This is a genomic window from Herbiconiux sp. J20-20 (assembly GCF_057365085.1).
The window spans coordinates 1241060-1259615 of the sequence record NZ_CP195122.1; the positions used below are offsets into that span (position 1 = coordinate 1241060).

Sequence of the window (18556 nt, forward strand, 5' to 3'; positions counted from 1 at the left end):
CTGTTTGCGGCAGGGATGCATCCCGGGCGCCAGCGAGTGCCGCGTGCGGCACGCGGTTGGGGCGCGGGTCACGCGGTTGGGGTGAGTTGTGACGCTCGTTGCGGGGGTCGACTCCTCCACCCAGAGCTGCAAGGTCGTAATTCGCGACCTCGAGACCGGGGCCGTGGTGCGCACCGGGCGCGCCGGGCATCCCGAGGGCACCGAAGTGCATCCGGATGCCTGGTGGGCCGCCCTCGAAACCGCGATCGCCGACGCCGGCGGCCTCGACGACGTCGCCGCGATCTCGGTCGGGGGCCAGCAGCACGGCATGGTCGTGCTCGACGCCGCCGGTGAGGTGATCCGCCCGGCGCTGCTGTGGAATGACACCCGCAGCGCCGGGGCGGCATCCGCCCTGATCGCCGAATTCGGCGCCGCCGAACTCGCCCGGCGCACCGGCAGCGTGCCCGTCGCCAGCTTCACCGCCACCAAGTTGCGCTGGCTGCGCGACGCCGAACCGGAGAACGCCGCCCGCGTTGCCGCCGTCGCGCTCCCCCACGACTGGCTCACCTGGCGACTGCTCGGCTACGGGCCCGCGGAGGCGAGCCCGCTCGGCCCTGACCTGGCGGCGCTCACCACCGACCGCTCCGACGCCAGCGGCACCAGCTACTGGAATCCCAGCACCGGCGAGTACGACCGCGAGCTGCTGATCGCCGCCCTCGGGCACGACGCGATCCTGCCGCGGGTGCTCGGACCCGCCGACACCGATGGCACCACCACCGCCCACGGGACCGTGCCGGCTGGCGTCATCGTGGGCCCCGGCGCGGGCGACAATGCGGGCGCCGCGCTCGGGCTCGGCGCCAGCCCCGGCGACGTCGTCGTCTCCATCGGCACCAGCGGCACCGTCTTCGCGGTGACCGGGCAGCCGGTGCGCGACGAAACCGGAACGGTCGCCGGATTCGCGGATGCCTCCGGCGCCTTCCTCCCCCTCGTCGCCACGCTCAACGCCGCCCGCATCCTCGACGCGACGGCGCGGCTCCTCGGGGTCGACCACGACGAACTGGGGCGGCTTGCCCTCGCCGCCGACCCGGGTGCGGCAGGCCTCGTGCTGCAGCCGTACTTCGAAGGCGAGCGCACCCCCAACCTGCCCGACGCGACCGCGACCCTGTTCGGCATGACGCTCGCGAGCACCACCCGCGAGAACCTGGCGCGGGCCGCGATCGAGGGGATGATGTGCGGTCTGGCTGACGGACTCGACGCCGTGCGCGCGCACGGGGTCACGGCCGAGCGCGTGCTGCTGGTCGGCGGCGCGGCGCAGAACCCTGCGGTGGCGACGATCGCGGCTCAGGTGTTCGACGCGCCGGTGGTCGTGCCCGAGCCGGCCGAGTACGTCGCCTTCGGCGCGAGCGCACAGGCGGCGTGGGCGCTGACCGGCGCTCGCCCGCAGTGGCCGCTCGCGGTGTCCGCGTCACCGTCATCAGACACCCGCCCGGTGATTCGAGCGCAGTATGCCGCTCGAGCCTGAGACGCCGGTCCTGGCGGGCACGTATCCGGATCCCAGCGTCTGCCGCGTCGGCGACGACTACTACCTGGTCACGTCGACGTTCGAGTACTTTCCGGGGCTGCCGGTCTTCCACAGCACTGACCTCCGGAGCTGGACGCAGATCGGGCACGCGATCCATCGACTGGATCAGCTCGACCTTGGCGACGTGCCCTCCTCGGGCGGGCTCTACGCGCCGACGCTGCGGCACCACGACGGGGTCTTCTACCTCGTCTGCACCGTCGTCGGCGGGTCGGAGAAGAACGGCAACTTCCTCATCACGGCGACGGATCCGGCCGGGCCGTGGTCGGATCCGATCTGGTTCGGCGACGCGGCAGGCTTCGACCCGTCGCTGGTCTTCGACGGCGATCGCTGCTGGTACACGGGAACGCGTCTCGCCGCCGAACCCGCATGGCACCAGCAGGCCGAGATCTGGCTTCGCGAGGTCGATCTGGATGCGGGCCGACTGATCGGACCGGAACACGTCCTCTGGACGGGCGCGCTCGACAAGGCCATCTGGGCCGAGGGTCCGCACCTGTATCAGCGAAACGGCTGGTGGTATCTGTTGGCCGCGGAGGGCGGCACCGCGCAGGAGCACGCCATCTCGGTCGCACGGTCACGCGAGATCGTCGGTCCCTACACCGGTTTCGCGCGCAATCCCGTGTTCACCCACCGCCATCTCGGCCGACAGCACCCGATCGTGGCGGCCGGCCACGCCGACCTGGTCGAGGGCCGGGACGGCGAGTGGTGGGCGTTCCTCCTCGCGGTGCGCACGCACGACGGCGAGGAGGGGCCGATGGCGCGCGAGACCTTCGCGACCTCGGTCGACTGGGAGGACGACTGGCCGGTGTTCGCCCGCGGAGTCGGGCAGCTTGCGCGTGTCGACGGCGCCCGTCGGCTGGAGACGCAGGTTGCGATTCCGGATCCGCTGGCGTGGACGCAGGTGCGCAGCGCTCGCCGTGCTGGCCGCGTCGACGGGGACACGATCTGGCTGTCGCCCGGCGATGCGCTCACCGAGGTGGGGACGCCGGCGTTCGTGGGGCGTCGCCAGACCTCACTGACCCAGACGCTCGCGGCGACCGTGCCGGATGGAGTGGGGCTCGCCGCACGCCAGTCGGAGCACGATCATCTGCTGTTCTCGTCGGACGGCGTGGTGCAGGTTCGGGATGGGGTGGCCGAGCTGGTCGCTGAGGTGGGATCCGCAACCCGCCTGGAGCTCCGGGTGGACGGGTACCGCTACGACTGCGTGGCGGATGGCCGCCTGGTCGCGTCGGTGGATGGGCGCTACCTGACCTCGCGAAGCGCGAGTGCCGCCGGCCGGATGAGCTTCGTCGGCGTGTGGCTCGGGGTGTTCTCGACGGTCGACGTCGAGGCGGCCGCGCGCGACGTCCGCTTCGACTGAGCTCCCAACCGCGTGACCCGCGACGTTGGGGAGTGCCGCGCGCGGCACTCCCCAACGTCCGGGATGCATCCCTGCCGACTCAGCGACCGGCGTTGCGGCGCTTGTTGAAGACGTCGAAGGCGACCGCGAGGAGCAGCACGAGACCCTTGACGGCCTGCTGCCACTCGATGCCGATTCCCATGATCGACATGCCGTTGTTCAGCACGCCGATGATGAGACCGCCGATGATCGCGCCGCCGATCGTTCCGATGCCGCCCTGGACGGCGGCGCCGCCGATGAACGCCGCCGAGATCGCCTCCAGCTCGAAGCCGTCACCGGCCTTCGGCCCGGCGAGGTTCAGTCGCGCCGTGAAGATCAGGCCGGCGAGCGCCGCGAGCACCCCCATGTTGACGAACAGGAAGAAGTCGACCTGGCGGGTCTTGATGCCCGAGAGCTCGGCCGCGTGACGGTTGCCGCCGATCGCGTAGACGTGACGACCGAACACGCTGCGGTTCTGGATGATGCCGTAGATCAGCACGAGCGCGGCGAGCACGATCAGCGTCACCGGGATGCCCTTGAAGCTGGCCAGCGCGTAGCTGAACGCACCGAGACCGCCGATCACGAGCAGGATCTTGGCGACGAACCAGAACACCGGCTCGACATCCTGGGCGTAGGCCTGGCGAGCCCGACGTGTGCGCCAGGTCTGCACCACGATCGCGACGATGGCGATGGCGCCGACGGCGAGCGTCAGCGGATCGATCGCGAACTCCCCCAATAGATCGGTCAAGAACCCGTTGCCGAGCGCTCGGTACTCCTCCGGGAACGAGCCGATGTTCGCATTGCCGAGCGTGACCAGTGCGAGCCCGCGGAAGATCAGCATGCCGGCCAGCGTCACGATGAACGCGGGGATGCCGACGTAGGCGATCCAGAACCCCTGCCAGGCGCCGACCAGCGCGCCCACCGCGAGGGCGCCGATGATGGCCAGCCACCACGGGAATCCGAGATCTCGGATGAACACCCCCGACACCGCGCCGATGAACGCGGCGACCGAGCCGACGGAGAGGTCGATGTGACCGGCGACGATCACGAACACCATGCCGATCGCGAGCACCAGGATGTACCCGTTCTGCACGATCAGGTTGGAGATGTTCTGCGGCCGCAGCAGGATGCCGTCGGTGGTGATCGAGAAGAACACGATCACCGCGATCAGCGCGATGAAGATGCCGTTCTTGCCGAGGTCGGAGACGACGTGGCTGAGGGCCGCGGTGATCCGGTTGGCGGGCATCGGGGTCGTTTCCGCAACGTCAGTGCGCGTAGTGGGTTCGGACATCAGCGTGCGTTCTCCATGGTCATGAGCTTGATGAGTGCTTCAGGGGTGGCCTGCTCGACGGGCAGCTCGCCCGTGATCCGGCCTTCGGACAGTGCGTAGATGCGGTCGCTGATCCCGATGAGCTCGGGAAGCTCGGAGGAGATGACGATGATCGCCTTCCCCTGCGCCGCGAGGCGGTTGATGATCGTGTAGATCTCATACTTGGCGCCCACGTCGATGCCGCGGGTGGGCTCGTCGAGGATGAGCACGTCGGGGTCGGCGTTGATCCACTTGGACAGCACGACCTTCTGCTGGTTTCCGCCGGACAGCTTGCCCGTCGGCACCAGCACGCTCGGCGCCTTGATGTTCATGCTCGATCGGTACTCGTTGGCGATCTTGAAATCCTCGTGATCGTTGACGAGGCCGAAGTGCGAGATCTTCTTCAGGGCGGCGATCGAGATGTTGCGCTTGATGTCCTCGATCAGGTTGAGCCCGTAGTACTTGCGATCCTCGGTCGCGTAGGCGAGACCGTGCTGGATCGCCTCGGCGACCGAGCGGGTCTTGATCTCGATCCCGTTCTTGAAGACCTTGCCGCTGATCCGCGTGCCGTAGCTGCGCCCGAACAGGCTCATCGCGAACTCCGTGCGGCCGGCGCCCATGAGCCCGGCGATCCCGACGATCTCGCCGGCGCGCACGTTGAGGTTGACGTTGTCGACGATGACGCGGGTCGGATCCTGCGGGTGGTGCGCCGTCCAGTTCTCGACGCGCAGCACCTCCTCGCCGATGTGCGGAGTGTGGTCGGGATAGCGGTGCTCGAGGTCGCGACCCACCATGTCCTTGATGATGCGGTCTTCGGTGACATCCGACTTGGCGATCGTCTCGATCGTCTGACCGTCGCGAATGACCGTGACGCTGTCGGCGATCTTCTTGATCTCGTTGAGCTTGTGGCTGATGATGATGCTCGTGATGCCCTGCCCCTTGAGGTGCAGGATGAGGTCGAGCAGGTGGTCGCTGTCCTCGTCGTTGAGCGCCGCGGTCGGCTCATCGAGGATGAGCAGCTTGACCTCTTTCGACAGCGCCTTGGCGATCTCGACGAGCTGCTGCTTGCCGACGCCGATGTCCATGATGCGGGTGAGCGGATTCTCGCTCAGGCCGACGCGGGCCAGCAGCTTGGCCGCCTCGTGGTTGGTCTTGTTCCAGTCGATCAGTCCGACCGGGTTCTTCACCTCGTTGTTGAGGAAGATGTTCTCCGCGATCGAGAGGTAGGGGCTGAGGGCGAGCTCCTGGTGGATGATGACGATTCCCTCGGCCTCGCTGTCGCGAAGGTTGCCGAACTCGACGGTCTTGTTCTCGAAGACGATCTCGCCGTCATAGGTGCCGTGGGGATACACCCCCGAGAGCACCTTCATCAGGGTCGACTTCCCGGCACCGTTCTCGCCGCAGATGGCGTGGATCTCGCCGCGCGCCACCTCCAGGGTGACGTTGCTGAGCGCCTTGACGCCCGGGAAGGTCTTGGTGATCGACCGCATCTCGAGGATGTTCTGGGTCATCTCTCGCCCGCTTCCTTACATCGTTGTCGGAGAGGATCGGTGGTGGGGTGGGCCCCACCACCGATCCTTCAGGGTTCACCCCTCGAGCGCCAGGGCTCGCGGGTGAGGGGAATTCCGAACCGGATTACAGACCGAGGTCCGCAGCCGTCCAGTACCCGGTGTCGACGAGCGCTTCCTGCACGTTCGCCTTGATGACCGGAACCGGCGCCAGCAGGTACGACGGGACGATCTTGACCTGGTTGTCGTAGGTCGTCGTGTCGTTCACCTCGACTTCGGTTCCCTCGAGGATGGCGATCGCCATGCCGGCCGCGACCTTGGCGAGCTCACGCGTGTCCTTGAAGATGGTCGCGTACTGCTCGTCCGCGAGGATCGACTTCACCGAGTCGACCTCGGCGTCCTGACCGGAGATGATCGGGAAGTCCTCGCCGACCGTGTAGCCCGCGTCGGTCAGAGCCGAGATGATGCCGCGGCTGATTCCGTCGTAGGGCGAGAGCACGGCGTCAACCTTGTCGCCGCCCGAGTAGTTCGCGGTGAGGAGGTCCTCCATGCGGCTCTGGGCGGTCTCGCCGTCCCAGCGGAGCGTGGCGGCCTGCTCGATCGAGGTCTGACCCGACTTCACGACGAGCGTTCCCTCATCGATGAGCGGCTGGAGGACATCCATCGCACCGTTGAAGAAGAAGAACGCGTTGTTGTCGTCGAGCGAACCGGCGAACAGTTCGATGTTGAACGGGCCGGCCGGCGCGTCCGCGATGGGCGTGCCGTCCAGCTCGGTCAGACCGAGGCCGTTGAGCACGGTCCACGCCTGCTGCTGGCCGACGAGGAAGTTGTCGAACGTGGCGTAGTAGTCGACGTTCTCGCTTCCGACGATCAGGCGGTCGTAGGAGATCACGGGGATGTCACTGTCGGCCGCGGTCTGCAGGACGTTGCTGAGGGTGGTGCCGTCGATCGCCGCGATGATGAGCGCCTGGGCGCCCTTGGTGATCATGTTCTCGACCTGCGAGACCTGCGTGGGGATGTCGTCCTCTGCGTACTGCAGGTCGACGGTGTACCCCTGCGCCTCGAGCGCCGCCTTGACGGCGTCACCGTCGGCGATCCACCGCTCGGACGAGCGGGTCGGCATCGCAACACCGATCAGACCGCCGTCACCGTCGCCGCTGCCACCGTCTCCGGGGGCGCACGCCGCGAGGCTGAGCGTCAGTGCACCGGCGGCGATGCCGGCAAGAAGAACCTTTGCCTTCTTCACTGTGTTTCCTTTCATCATGTGAGGTTGGTGCCTCATCCGCTGTCGTCGATGAACATCGGATGCCTGCCCGAATCCGCGGATTCGGCAAGTCTTCTGCGGGCCGCTACAAGCCCTGAGCCAATCGGTAGTACGCGGCGTTCGAGCGCAGGTCGCGCTCGAAGCCGTCGAGGGTGGTGGTGTCGGTGATCGCCAGCAGCTCGATCTTCGACATCCGTGCGAAGTCCTGGAACACCTCCAGGCCCACCTGCGTCGACATCACGGTGTGGTGGGCGGCGCCCGCCATCAGCCACGCGGTGGCGGAGGTGCGGAAGTCGGGCGCGGGCTTCCACACGGCGCGGCCCACCGGCAGCTTCGGCATCGGCGCGGGCAGTGCCACGTTCTCGACGACGTTCGCGACGAGGCGGAACCGGTCGCGCTGGTCGCTCAGGGCCACGACGATCGCCGGGCCGGCGTCGGCGGTGAAGACCAGCCGCACCGGGTCGTCCTTGCCGCCGATGCCGAGCGGGTGCACCTCCAGGCTCGCCGTTTCGCTCGAGAGCGAAGGGCTCACCTCGAGCATGTGGGCGCCCAGGATGAGCTCGTTGCCGGGCTCGAGGTGGTAGGTGTAGTCCTCCATCAGGCTGGCGCCGCCCGGAAGGCCGGCGCCCATGACCGCGGCCGTGCGCACCAGCACCGCGGTCTTCCAGTCGCCTTCGGCGCCGAAGCCGTAGCCGTCGGCCATGAGCCGCTGCACGGCGAGGCCGGGCAGCTGCGGCAGCGTGCCGAGGTCCTCGAAGGAGGTGGTGAATGCGGAGAATCCGCCGGCTTCGAGGAAGGAGCGCAGGCCGAGCTCGATGCGGGCCCCGTCGCGCAGCGAGGCGTGGCGTTCGGCGCCGGGCCGCAGCTCGGGGGCGACGCGGTAGAGGTCGAGGTACTCGGCGACCAGCTCGTCGATGTCGGACTCGGTCGCCGCATCCACCGCCTGCGCCAGGTCGTTGACGCCCCAGGTGTTGACCTGCACGCCGAGGCGCAGCTCGGCCTCGGTCTTGTCGCCCTCGGTGACGGCGACGAAGCGCATGTTGTCGCCGAAGCGGGCGAGCTTCATCGTCTGGGTGGCCCAGCGGCCGGCGGCCGCGCGCGCCCAGGAGCCGACCCGAGCGGTGACCGCCGGGTCGGAGATGTGACCGACGACGGTGGTGCGCGGGATGCCCAGGCGCGTCTCGATGTAGCCGAACTCGCGGTCGCCGTGCGCCGCCTGGTTGAGGTTCATGAAGTCGAAGTCGATCTCGCCCCACGGCAGGTCGACGTTGGCCTGGGTGTGCAGGTGCAGCAGCGGCTTCTGCAGCGCGTCGAGTCCCGCGATCCACATCTTGGCGGGGCTGAAGGTGTGCATCCAGGCGACCAGACCGATGACGTTCTCGGCGGCGTTCGCCTCCAGGATCAGCCGCTTGATGCCCTCGCTGTCGGTGAGCACCGGCTTCCAGACGACCGTCACCGGCACCTCGCCGGCGCCGTCGAGGGCGCGCGCCACCTGCTGCGACTGCTCGGCCACCTGGGCGAGCGTCTCGGGGCCGTAGAGGTGCTGGCTTCCGGTGAGGAACCACACCTCGAAACGCTGGAGGTCGGGGACGATGCTGCGGGCGGTCACTGGAGTTCTCCCTGGGGGGCCTGGCCGTACACGTTCTGGTAGCGGTCGAACAGCGCGTCGATCCGGTCCTGCGGGATCGGCAGCGGGTCGCCGAGCTGGCGGGCAAGGTGGATCGTGCGGGCGACGTCCTCGCACATCACGGCCGCCTTGACGGCGTCGCGGGCGTCTTTGCCGATCGTGAACGGGCCGTGGTTCTGCATCAGCACCGCGCGCGAGCGGTGACCGCGCAAGGTGTCGACGATCCCGCGACCGATCGAGTCGTCGCCGATGACGGCGAACGGGCCGACCGGAATCTCGCCGCCGAACTCGTCGGCCATGCCGGTGATGACGCACGGGATCGCCTCGCCGCGCGCCGCCCACGCCGTGGCGTAGGTGGAGTGGGTGTGCACGACACCGCCGACCTCCGGCATCTCGCGGTACACGTAGGCGTGGGCGGCGGTGTCACTCGATGGGCTTCGATCACTCCCCGGAGTCGACCCGATGACCGCCCCGTCCAGATCGCACAGGATCATGTTCTCGGGGGCGAGCTCGTCGTAGCTCACGCCGCTCGGCTTGATGACGAACAGCTCGGCGCCGGGGACGCGTCCGCTGACGTTGCCGCCGGTCCAGATCACCAGACCGTAGCGGGTCAGTTCGCGGTGCAGCTGGGCGACCTCGTCGCGCACCCGCGCGATCGCGACCTCGATCTCGGGAGTGAACCGGGTCATGACAGCACCTCCCGTCGGCGCGCCTTGAGCCGCTTCATCACATCGTTGCCGCCGCGGCCGAAGTAGTCGTGCAGCTCGCGGTACTCGGCGTACAGCGCGTCGTAGGCGTCCGCCGAATCCTGGTTCGGGGTGTACACGTCGCGCTCCAGCTTGCCCATCGCGTCGCTCGCCGCGCGGATGTCGTCGTAGGCGCCGGCGGCGACCGCGGCGTGGATGGCGCTGCCGAGCGCGGGGCCCTGGTCGCTGGCGATCGTGGAGATGGGCATCCGCAGCACATCGCTGTAGGTCTGCATCAGGAAGGGGTTCTTCAGCAGCCCGCCGGCGACGATGAACTCGGTGACGGGAACCCCGGATGCGGCGAAGGTCTCGACGATCTGGCGGGTGCCGAATGCGGTCGCCTCCAGCAGCGCGCGGTACACCTGCTCGGGGCGGGTGGCGAGCGTGAGCCCGAGGATGAGGCCTGAGAGCTCGGTGTTGACGAGCACGGAGCGGTTGCCGCTGTGCCAGTCGAGGGCCAGCAGCCCGTGCGCGCCGACCGGCTCGGTGAACGCGAGGTCGGTGAGGTACTGGTGCACGCTTTGGCCCGCCGCGGCGGCCGCCTCGTGCGCCGACGCCGGAACCTGGTTGGCGACGTACCAGGCGAAGATGTCGCCGACCCCCGACTGCCCGGCCTCGTAGCCCCACAGCCCGTCGACGATGCCGCCGTCGACGGCGCCGCACATGCCGGGCACCTCGACGAGGCGCTCGCCGTTCATCACGTGGCAGGTGCTGGTGCCCATGATCGCCACCATCTGGCCGGGGCTGACGGCGCGGGCGGCAGGAGCGGTGACGTGCGCGTCGACGTTGCCGACAGCGACCGCGATCCCTTCCGGCAGGCCCGTCCAGGCGGCGGCCTCGGCGGTCAGTCCGCCCGCCCGCGCGCCGAGTGCGCCGATCTCGTGGTCGAGCTTGTCGGTCGCGAAGTCGGCGAAGGCCGGGTTGAGCGCACCGAGGAAGTCGGCGCTCGGCGAGGAGGCATCCTGGTAGATGCCCTTGTAGCCGGCGGTGCAGGCGTTTCGGAGGTACCGGCCCGAGAGCTGCCAGACGATCCAGTCGGCGGCCTCGACCCAGCGGTCCATGCGGTCGAAGAGCTCGGGGTCTTCTTCGAGCAGCTGCAGCGCCTTGGCGAACTCCCACTCGCTCGAGATGAAGCCGCCGTAGCGCGGAAGCCAGTCCTCGTTCCGCTCGGCGGCGAGGGCGTTGATGCGGTCGGCCTGCGGCTGGGCGGCGTGATGCTTCCAGAGCTTCACGTAGGCGTGAGGCCGGTCGGCGTACTCGGGGAGTTCGCACAGCGGGGTGCCGTCGGCCAGCACCGGCATCGGGGTGGAGGCGGTGAAGTCGGTGGCGATGCCGATCACCTGCGCGGGGTCGATGCCCGCATCCGCGATGGCGGCCGGCACGGCGTTGCGCAGCACGTCGCGGTAGTCGTTGGGAACCTGCAGGGCCCACTCGGGCGGGAGCACAGCACCGGTGGCGGCGAGTGCGGTGTCCATGACGGCGTGCGGGTACTCGAAGACCCCGGTGCCGAGTTCGGCGCCGTCCTGCACGCGGACGACGACCGCGCGGCCGGAGAGCGTGCCGAAGTCGACGCCGATCGTGTATCGGTCGGCGGACGTTGCGCGCACTGCGGTCGCGTCTTGCATGCTGTGACTCCGTTGTCAGGAAATGAGGCGCGTGATGTGACCGTTCACACCACGGACAGGACTCTACAGGCGAAACGGTCACATCTGTCAAGGGCGAGTCGTAAAGTTTCGGTAACGGCCCGCGACCGCACGCTCGCGAACCCTCCCGCGCGGGCCAAGCGTCAGGCGGGCCCGGTGGACTCGCGCACCACCAGCTCCGCCGGAACCATCTGGTGATCGATCTCCGTCTCGCCGCGCAGCTCGGCGAGCAGAATGGCGACCGCGCGCCGACCGATCTCCACGAAGTTCTGGCGGATCGTCGTCAACGGCGGGGCGAAATGTGCCGCTTCCGGAATGTCATCGAAGCCGACGATGCTCAGATCGCCCGGAACGTTCAGCCCGAGCTCGCGAGCAGCGTGCAGCAGACCCAGCGCCATCTGATCGTTCGCGGCGAAGACGGCGGTGAAGTCGGGCATCCGCAGCAGTTCGCGGCCCGCGTAGTAGCCGAATGAGGCACTCCAGTCGCCGAGCACCGGGGCTCGCGTGCGCAGGTCGGCATCCGACAGCGCGCCGAGGTAGCCCTGCATCCGCGCCTCGGCTTCGATCCAGTCCTGCGGACCCGCGATGTGCAGGATCTCCTCGTGGCCGAGTTCGATGAGGTGACGGGTCGCCAGTCGTGCGCCCGCGACCTGATCGACCGACAGGCTTCGGCGCACATCCCGCCCGGTCGACTCCAGCGTCACGATCGGCACACTCACCGACAGATCCTGGAGCGCCTCGAACACGCGCACCTGCGGCGCGATCACGACGAGCGCCTCCACCGCCTGGCTCATCAGGTAGTCGATCCCCGCCTTGATCGAGGCGTACTCGCTGGATGCCGTGCTCGTGATGCTCAACCGGTAGCCGGCCTCCCGAGCCGCCGCCTCGATCGCCGCAATGCTCGTCGCCGGTCCGTACTGCGACGACTGGGATGTGAGCACGCCGATCGTGCGCGAACGGCTGGTGACGAGCGCACGCGCCGCCTGATTCGGGCGGTAGCCGAGTTCGTCGATCGCCTTGCGCACGCGTTCCCGGGTCGCGGGCCGGATCGCGTCGCTGTCGTTGAGCACGCGCGAGACCGTCTGATACGAGACGCCGGCCACCCGGGCGACGTCGCGGATGTTCGGAGCGCGTACCTTCTCCGGCTCCATCGCACCGCCCTCCGCCTGCGCCGTGTGTACGTTCACACGCCCGTCCCGCCCCATTATGCCCAGTGAACGCGAGGTCAGCGAGTCTCCCGCCACGCCCCGCAACCGCGTGACCCGCGCCCCCACCGCGTGCCGCACGCCTCACGCGCTGGCGTCAGGGATGCATCCCTGCCGCCCAAAACCTAGAGGCGGGTGAGGGCGGATTGGACGTCAGCGAGGAGGTCGTCGGCGGACTCGATGCCGACCGAGAGACGCACCACGTTCTCGGGCACCTCGAGCTGGGTGCCCTTCACGGAGGCGTGGGTCATCTCGCTCGGGTAGCAGACGAGCGACTCGACGCCGCCGAGCGACTCCGCCAGCTGGAACAGCTCCATCGACTCGGCGAAGCGCTTCGCGGCCTCGCCCCCGCCGCGCACGGCGACCGAGATCATGCCGCCGAAGCTGCGCATCTGCTGCGCCGCCAGCTCGTGACCGGGGTGATCGGGCAGGCCCGGGTAGTAGACGCGCTCCAGCTTCTCGTGGCCGACGAGCGCCTCGGCGATGCGCTGCGCGTTCGAGGAGTGCCGATCCATGCGCACGCCCAGGGTCTTGATGCCGCGCATCGTGAGCCAGGCATCCATCGGACCGGAGACGGCGCCGACACCGAACTGCAGGAATCCGACCTGGTCGGCGAGCGACTCGCCCCGCACGAGCGTCTCGTTCTTCAGCACCACCGCGCCGCCGAGCACGTCGCTGTGACCGCCAAGGTACTTGGTGGTGGAGTGCACGACGACGTCGGCGCCGAACGACAGCGGCTGCTGCAGGTACGGCGAGGCGAAGGTGTTGTCGACGACGACGATCGCGCCGACGCGGTGCGCGAGCTCGGCGACCGCGGCGATGTCGGTGATCTTCATCAGCGGGTTGCTCGGGGTCTCGAGCCAGACGACCTTGGTGGCGTCGGGGCGCAGCGCCTTCTCGACCGCGTCCAGGTCGCCCATCTCGACGGTCGAGAGCGACACGCCCCACGGCACGTGCACGCGGCTCACCAGTCGGTGCGTGCCGCCGTAGACGTCGTTGCCCATCAGGATGTGGTCGCCGGGCTGCAGCGCGGCCCGCAGCAGCGTGTCTTCGGCGGCGAGTCCGGAGGCGAAGCTGAACGCGCGGTCGCCACCCTCGATCGAGGCGAGCAGGGTCTCGAGCGCGGTGCGGGTCGGGTTGCCGCCGCGGGTGTACTCGTAGCCGCCGCGGAACCCGCCGACGCCGTCCTGCACGAACGTGGTCGTGAAGTAGATCGGCGGGATGACGGCGCCGGTCGTCGGGTCGAAGTCCTGCCCGGCGTGGATGGCGCGAGTGGTGAAGTCGTTCTCGGAGTTCATGGGGTTCTCTTCTTGATCAGGAGGCGAGGGCGCGCGCGAGCGCACCGCGAGTCAGGAGGGCGACCGGCTTGCCCTGGTCGAGCACGAGCGCGGACCCGGTGTCGGCGAGCGCATCGCGCGCCGCCTCGAACGGCTGGGCGAGCCCGACGAGCGGGAGCACGTCAGTGAGGAGGGCGTCGATCGGATCGGTCGGGGTCACCTCGCCGGCGAGGAGGGCATCCACGAGGGCGCGCTCGGTGACCGTGCCGGCGACCTCGCCGAGCACCACCGGGGTGTCGGCCTTGAGGACGGGCAGTGCCGGGGTGTCGGCCGCGCGCAGCGCCGCCACCGCGTCGGCGACCGTGGCGCCGGGCCGCACGTGCGGGAGCGCCGCGGCATCTACCGTGCCGAGCACGTCGGCGACGGTGCGACCCTCACCCGCGACGCCGAAGCCGTGCCGATCCATCCAGGTGTCGCTGAACACCTTGCCGAGGTAGCCGCGTCCGCCGTCGGGAAGCAGGATGACCATGACATCGTCCGGACCGAGGTCGCGGGCCGCCTTCAGCCCGCTCGCGATCGCGAGGCCGCTCGAGCCGCCGACCAGCAGCCCCTCCTCGCGCGCCAGGCGCCGGGTGAACTCGAAGCTCTCGGCGTCGCTCGAGGCGATGATCTCGTCGACGAGGCTCGCATCGTAGGCGGTCGGCCAGAAGTCCTCGCCGACGCCCTCGACCAGGTACGGCTGCCCGGTGCCGCCGGAGTAGACCGAGCCCTCCGGGTCGGCGCCGATGATGCGCACGCCGGGGTTCTGCTCCTTGAGGTACTTGGCCACCCCGGAGATCGTGCCGCCGGTGCCGACGCCCGCCACGAAATGGGTGATCTTGCCGTCGGTGTCGCGCCAGATCTCGGGGCCGGTCGTCTCGTAGTGGCTGAGCGGCCCGTTGGGGTTCGAGTACTGGTCGGGCTTGAAGGCGCCCGGGATCTCGCGGGCGAGCCGGTCGCTCACGTTGTAGTACGAGCGCGGGTCCTCGGGCGCGACGTTCGTCGGGCACACCACGACCTCGGCGCCGTAGGCCTTCAGCACGTTGCGCTTGTCCTCGCTCACCTTGTCGGGGCAGACGAACACGCACTGGTAGCCGCGCTGCTGCGCCACCAGGGCGAGGCCGATGCCGGTGTTGCCGCTGGTCGGCTCGACGATGGTGCCGCCGGGGGCGAGCTTGCCCTCTCGTTCGGCCGCGTCGATGATCCGCGTGGCGATGCGGTCCTTGGAGGATCCGCCCGGGTTCAGATACTCGATCTTGGCGAGCACGGTCGCCTCGATCCCTTCGGTGACCGAGTTCAGCCGCACGAGCGGTGTGTTCCCGACAAGATCCAGGACGGTTCCGGCGAAATGCATGCCACGAGCCTACTTGCGAGCGGGCCTGTGTTACTGGGCCTAGTAGGCGATGAGCCGCGAGCCGGTCGGGGGCTCCAGCCCGGCGGCGACAAACGCGTCGAAGGTGCGTTCACGACGGTTGTCGATCTCGCGCCCATACTCGCGGGCGAGACTGCGCCGGGTGCGTACGAGCTCGTCGAGGGTGTCGACCGGGATCAGCAGCACCGTGAGCGGGGTCCGCGCGACGACGCTCGACGCGATGCCCTGCCGCGTCAGCGAGGTGAGGCCGAGCGGCTCGTCGCGCCCGAAATCGGCGACATGCACGAGTTCGCCGTCGGGACCCTCCGCCAGCATGCGGGCCTCCCCCGAGACGATGTAGCGAACCCCGTCCGGCACGGTGGCGGGGCGCTGCACGCACTCGCCCTCGCCGTAGCGCTCCAGGCGCACGGTGCGCAGCAGCGATTCGATCTCGGCGGCGTCGACCGCGAGCCTCGGCGCCAGGCGGGTGAGCGCCGCGCGCGTGCGCTCCGTACTCGTGTAGGGGTCCGTGAGATCTCGGTCCAGATGCAGACTCGCGCGACGCGCCGCGTACCAGAGCCGGCGGCGGAACAGGCCCACCGCCCCCCACTCGCTGCCGGGGCTCGCCAAGGGGATCCCGACCTCGTAGAACCCTTTTCGCAGCGGGATCGCGCTGGGGTTCGAATCGGGGTGGCGCTGCGGCAGATCGGAAGCGACCGCGAGCACGAGGGCGAGAACATCGTCGGGCGGATCGTCGGTGGCGAAGCGGACCTGCACCGAGGCCTCGTACGGATTGCGCGCCCGGCTGAGGTTGACGAACGCGTCGCCGGCGAGCGCCGAATTCGGCACAACGCGCAGACCGTTGTTGGTGTCGAAGTGGGTGGCGCGCCAGTTGACCTCGACGACGCGACCCTTGCCGAATCCGGTCATGAGCCAGTCGTCGACCTGGAAGGGGCGCTCGAACAGCAGGAAGAGTCCCGCGACCACCGGCCCGACGGCGCCCTGCAGCGCCAGCCCGATCACGATCGACCCGACTCCGAGCGCTGCGAACAGCCCTCCGACGTCGGCGCCCCAGACCCAGGAGAAGATGATCGCCACCGCGACGACGATCAGCAACGCGCGCCCCAGATCGATGAAGATCTTGGGCAGCCGCTGCCGCCACGAGCCTTCGCGTGCCTTCGTGAACACGACCAGGTTCAGACCGTTGATCAGGACGAGCACGACGAGGAATCCGAATGCCGTCGCCGTGACCTTGAACCAGTCGACATCGCCCGCGAGGTACCGGGTCTGCGCGAGCAGTACGAGCAGCGCCCCCAACGGCACGACCCAGTCGCGCACCAGCCGCACGATCCGCGCCGCTCCGCGCCCCCGCCGCGCCAGCGCCGCGTGCACTTCGGTGAGCACGAGCAGTGCGATCGGCAGCCCGACGATCACAAGAGCCGCGGGCCAGAACCAGGGTTGGGCGAACAGCTCAGCCATCGACCTCGGCCACCTCGACGCGCCAGACGCGCTGCACGCTGCCGCCCGCCGTCACGCTGCCGAGCTCACGGAACTCGATCGTGTCGGCCAGTCGCTCGTGCACACGATCGCTCGCGTAGATGCCGGGCTCGGTGCGCTCACCCTGGAGCTGGAAGGCGAGGCTGACGGCGTCGCCCCAGAGGTCGAAGATCACGTGCGAGCGCCCGATCAGTCCGCTGGTCACGGTGCCCAGATCGATGCCGGCCCGCAGCTCCAGCGAGGTGCCGTGCTGTCCGTTGAACCGGTGCAGGATCTCCTGCAGCTCGATCGCAAAGTCGACCACACGGCGCGCGGCGTCGATGCGCGGGATCGAGAGCCCGCAGCTGGCGAGGTAGCCCTGGCGCGTGGTGCGCACGTGCTCCACGCCGAGACGACCGGCGGCGTCATCGAAGTTCTTGACCAGCTCGTTGAGCACCTCCAGCCCGTGCTCACTGTCGACGGTGCGACTGTAGGCCTCGAAGCCGACGATGTCGGCGAAGAGCACGCAGGCCTCGGTGTGGTCCTGTGCGATCGTCTGCGCCCCCTCGCGGTAGCGCTTGGCGAGGGACTCCGGCATGAGCGAGAGCAGCAGACGGTCATTCTCGCGCTGCTGCTCGTCGAGCAGGTCGGCCTTGGCCTGCAGACTCCGCGACATCTCGTTGAACGCCGCGGCGACCGCCGCCAGTTCGTCGGTCGAGCCGGCATCGACCTCGACGCCCGTCTCGCCCGCGGCGATGCGCTCGGCGGCGACGCGCAGTCGGCGCAGCGGTCTCACCAGGAACTGCGCGATCACGAGCGACAGCACCGAGATGACGAGCACCAGGATGGCCGAGGAGATGATCAGGTTCGCGGTGAACTCCGACACGGGGGCGAACGCCTCGCTGGTGTCGACCGCCGCCACGATCACCCATCCGAGATTCTGCACGCGCAGCGGCGCATACGCCGAGATCGTCTCGGTGCCCAGGTAGCCGGCTGCGACCACCGTGCCCGACTGCCCGCGCTGCGCGCGGTCGACCGCGTCGGTCGTCGCGGGCTGCAGCAGCAGCGTGTCACCGCGCTGCACCGCCTGCTCGATGGTCGACGGCTCGACGCCCATCCGCGTCGCCTGCTCGATGTACCGCTCGGGGTCTTCGATGAGCTCACGCGACGGCGAGCGCATGAGATCGTCGCGTCCGACGAGATAGCTCTCACCGGTCGCGCCCAGCCCGCCCTCCGACCAGGCCCCGCCGCCGGTCATCACATCCGCGATGCGCTCGATGGGCATCTCGATCGCGAGGGCCCCGGTCACCACCCCGTCGCGGGCGATGAGGCTGACGCCCCACGCCGCCGGGGAGTCGAGCGACGGCCGGTAGGTCTCGAAGTCGGTGAACACGACCGAGTCGAGGAGGCCGCTGGACATCACCGAGGTGAACGCGGAGGCGAGGTTGGAGACGCGGTACGGACCGGACACGAGGTTCGTGCCCAGATCGATGCCCTTGTACGCCGAGTAGACGACGTTGCCGTCCAGGTCGATGAGCAGTGTGTCCTGGTAGTCGAGCTGCGTCGTCATGCGCGCGAAATAGTCGTGGTACTCGGCGTGAACCGCCGACCAGGTGCTGCCGTCACCCGCATCGTCGAGCTCGATCGCCTCGTCGAAGTCGCGCGCCGGCGCCGTGTAGAAGTACTGGACGTAGCGCTCCGCGGGCTGGCTCGGGATGAACGCCGAGACGTCGACGGGCTCGCCGACGGCGGCCGCGAGCTCGGGCGCGAGCCGCTCGCGATAGTAGGCGTCCAGCTCCGCGCTCTCCGCGGTGCTGAGCGACGAGGAGGAGAGCTCGGCGAAGGCGGCATTGAATCGCTCGGAGGCGCCCACGACGCTCTCGCCGCGCGCGTGCACGAGCATCGAATTCTCGATGGTGTCGAACAGCCCGGCGATCTCGCGGGCGCGGGAATCGCGCACCTCGATGACGCGGTCCGTCGCGGCGGCGCGCAACGACTCCGTCCCGCTCAGGTAGCCGATCGCGCCGATGACGACATTCGAGGTGACGCTGACCAGGAGCAGCATGATGAGCAGCATCGACTGGATGCTGAGGCCGGTCCTGCGACGGCCTCCGGACGCGATCGGGTGTGAGTCCGACATCACGAGTCCTCCTCAGCAGTAGCCGCACTCTATCG

Annotated in this window: 13 protein-coding genes; 2 read left to right on the forward strand and 11 right to left on the reverse strand. The window is 69.2% G+C overall.

Annotated features, from left to right (window positions below):
* Positions 1 to 88: 88 nt before the first annotated feature.
* Positions 89 to 1501, forward strand: coding sequence for a xylulokinase (gene xylB / locus ACR3ZA_RS05965; protein WP_473661093.1), 1413 nt, complete (start codon positions 89 to 91; stop codon positions 1499 to 1501).
* The gene (locus ACR3ZA_RS05970) at positions 1485 to 2918 is read left to right on the forward strand and encodes a family 43 glycosylhydrolase (RefSeq protein ID WP_473661096.1); all 1434 of its coding nucleotides are present in this window, start codon (positions 1485 to 1487) and stop codon (positions 2916 to 2918) included. Before xylB ends, ACR3ZA_RS05970 begins: the two co-directional genes overlap by 17 nt.
* Before the next feature lie 79 nt (positions 2919 to 2997).
* Here ACR3ZA_RS05970 and mmsB read toward each other — a convergent pair whose 3' ends face one another.
* The 11 genes from mmsB to ACR3ZA_RS06025 all read right to left on the reverse strand — a co-directional run bounded on the left by mmsB (position 2998) and on the right by ACR3ZA_RS06025 (position 18521).
* Complete coding sequence (gene mmsB, locus ACR3ZA_RS05975) at positions 2998 to 4182, reverse strand: multiple monosaccharide ABC transporter permease (protein WP_473661098.1); 1185 nt, start codon at positions 4180 to 4182, stop codon at positions 2998 to 3000.
* Between the two features lie 44 nt (positions 4183 to 4226).
* Complete coding sequence (mmsA, locus tag ACR3ZA_RS05980) at positions 4227 to 5756, reverse strand: multiple monosaccharide ABC transporter ATP-binding protein (RefSeq protein ID WP_473661100.1); 1530 nt, start codon at positions 5754 to 5756, stop codon at positions 4227 to 4229.
* Positions 5757 to 5880: 124 nt separating this feature from the next.
* Positions 5881 to 7017 carry a multiple monosaccharide ABC transporter substrate-binding protein gene (chvE, locus tag ACR3ZA_RS05985; protein ID WP_473661102.1) on the reverse strand — a complete coding sequence of 379 codons (1137 nt, stop codon included), beginning with the start codon at positions 7015 to 7017 and terminating at the stop codon, positions 5881 to 5883.
* Between the two features lie 85 nt (positions 7018 to 7102).
* On the reverse strand, positions 7103 to 8611 hold the full coding sequence (gene araA, locus ACR3ZA_RS05990) for an L-arabinose isomerase (RefSeq protein ID WP_473662284.1): 1509 nt from the start codon (positions 8609 to 8611) through the stop codon (positions 7103 to 7105).
* A gap of 11 nt (positions 8612 to 8622) precedes the next feature.
* Complete coding sequence (locus ACR3ZA_RS05995; RefSeq protein ID WP_473661104.1) at positions 8623 to 9333, reverse strand: L-ribulose-5-phosphate 4-epimerase; 711 nt, start codon at positions 9331 to 9333, stop codon at positions 8623 to 8625.
* Positions 9330 to 11015 carry a ribulokinase gene (gene araB, locus ACR3ZA_RS06000; RefSeq protein ID WP_473661107.1) on the reverse strand — a complete coding sequence of 562 codons (1686 nt, stop codon included), beginning with the start codon at positions 11013 to 11015 and terminating at the stop codon, positions 9330 to 9332. Before araB ends, ACR3ZA_RS05995 begins: the two co-directional genes overlap by 4 nt.
* A 161-nt stretch (positions 11016 to 11176) precedes the next feature.
* Positions 11177 to 12184 carry a substrate-binding domain-containing protein gene (locus tag ACR3ZA_RS06005; protein WP_473662285.1) on the reverse strand — a complete coding sequence of 336 codons (1008 nt, stop codon included), beginning with the start codon at positions 12182 to 12184 and terminating at the stop codon, positions 11177 to 11179.
* A gap of 179 nt (positions 12185 to 12363) precedes the next feature.
* Positions 12364 to 13536, reverse strand: coding sequence for a cystathionine gamma-synthase (locus ACR3ZA_RS06010; RefSeq protein ID WP_473661110.1), 1173 nt, complete (start codon positions 13534 to 13536; stop codon positions 12364 to 12366).
* A 16-nt stretch (positions 13537 to 13552) separates the two neighbouring features.
* Positions 13553 to 14908, reverse strand: coding sequence for a cystathionine beta-synthase (locus ACR3ZA_RS06015; RefSeq protein ID WP_473661112.1), 1356 nt, complete (start codon positions 14906 to 14908; stop codon positions 13553 to 13555).
* Positions 14909 to 14947: 39 nt separating this feature from the next.
* Positions 14948 to 16384, reverse strand: a complete 1437-nt coding sequence (locus tag ACR3ZA_RS06020; protein ID WP_473661113.1) for a mechanosensitive ion channel domain-containing protein — start codon at positions 16382 to 16384, stop codon at positions 14948 to 14950.
* Positions 16377 to 18521: an adenylate/guanylate cyclase domain-containing protein gene (locus tag ACR3ZA_RS06025; protein ID WP_473661114.1), complete on the reverse strand. Its 2145-nt coding sequence runs from the start codon at positions 18519 to 18521 to the stop codon at positions 16377 to 16379. The genes ACR3ZA_RS06020 and ACR3ZA_RS06025 overlap by 8 nt, the downstream gene beginning before the upstream one ends.
* Positions 18522 to 18556: the final 35 nt, after the last annotated feature.

Excerpts from the sequence above, each read along its gene's own strand:
- ACR3ZA_RS05970 (WP_473661096.1), top strand. The coding sequence starts at position 1,485 with ATGCCGCTCGAGCCTGAGACGCCGGTCCTGGCGGGCACGTATCCGGAT.
- mmsB (WP_473661098.1), bottom strand. The coding sequence starts at position 4,182 with ATGCCCGCCAACCGGATCACCGCGGCCCTCAGCCACGTCGTCTCCGAC.
- mmsA (WP_473661100.1), bottom strand. The coding sequence starts at position 5,756 with ATGACCCAGAACATCCTCGAGATGCGGTCGATCACCAAGACCTTCCCG.
- chvE (WP_473661102.1), bottom strand. The coding sequence starts at position 7,017 with ATGATGAAAGGAAACACAGTGAAGAAGGCAAAGGTTCTTCTTGCCGGC.
- ACR3ZA_RS05995 (WP_473661104.1), bottom strand. The coding sequence starts at position 9,333 with ATGACCCGGTTCACTCCCGAGATCGAGGTCGCGATCGCGCGGGTGCGC.
- araB (WP_473661107.1), bottom strand. The coding sequence starts at position 11,015 with ATGCAAGACGCGACCGCAGTGCGCGCAACGTCCGCCGACCGATACACG.
- ACR3ZA_RS06005 (WP_473662285.1), bottom strand. The coding sequence starts at position 12,184 with ATGGAGCCGGAGAAGGTACGCGCTCCGAACATCCGCGACGTCGCCCGG.
- ACR3ZA_RS06010 (WP_473661110.1), bottom strand. The coding sequence starts at position 13,536 with ATGAACTCCGAGAACGACTTCACCACTCGCGCCATCCACGCCGGGCAG.
- ACR3ZA_RS06015 (WP_473661112.1), bottom strand. The coding sequence starts at position 14,908 with ATGCATTTCGCCGGAACCGTCCTGGATCTTGTCGGGAACACACCGCTC.
- ACR3ZA_RS06020 (WP_473661113.1), bottom strand. The coding sequence starts at position 16,384 with ATGGCTGAGCTGTTCGCCCAACCCTGGTTCTGGCCCGCGGCTCTTGTG.
- ACR3ZA_RS06025 (WP_473661114.1), bottom strand. The coding sequence starts at position 18,521 with ATGTCGGACTCACACCCGATCGCGTCCGGAGGCCGTCGCAGGACCGGC.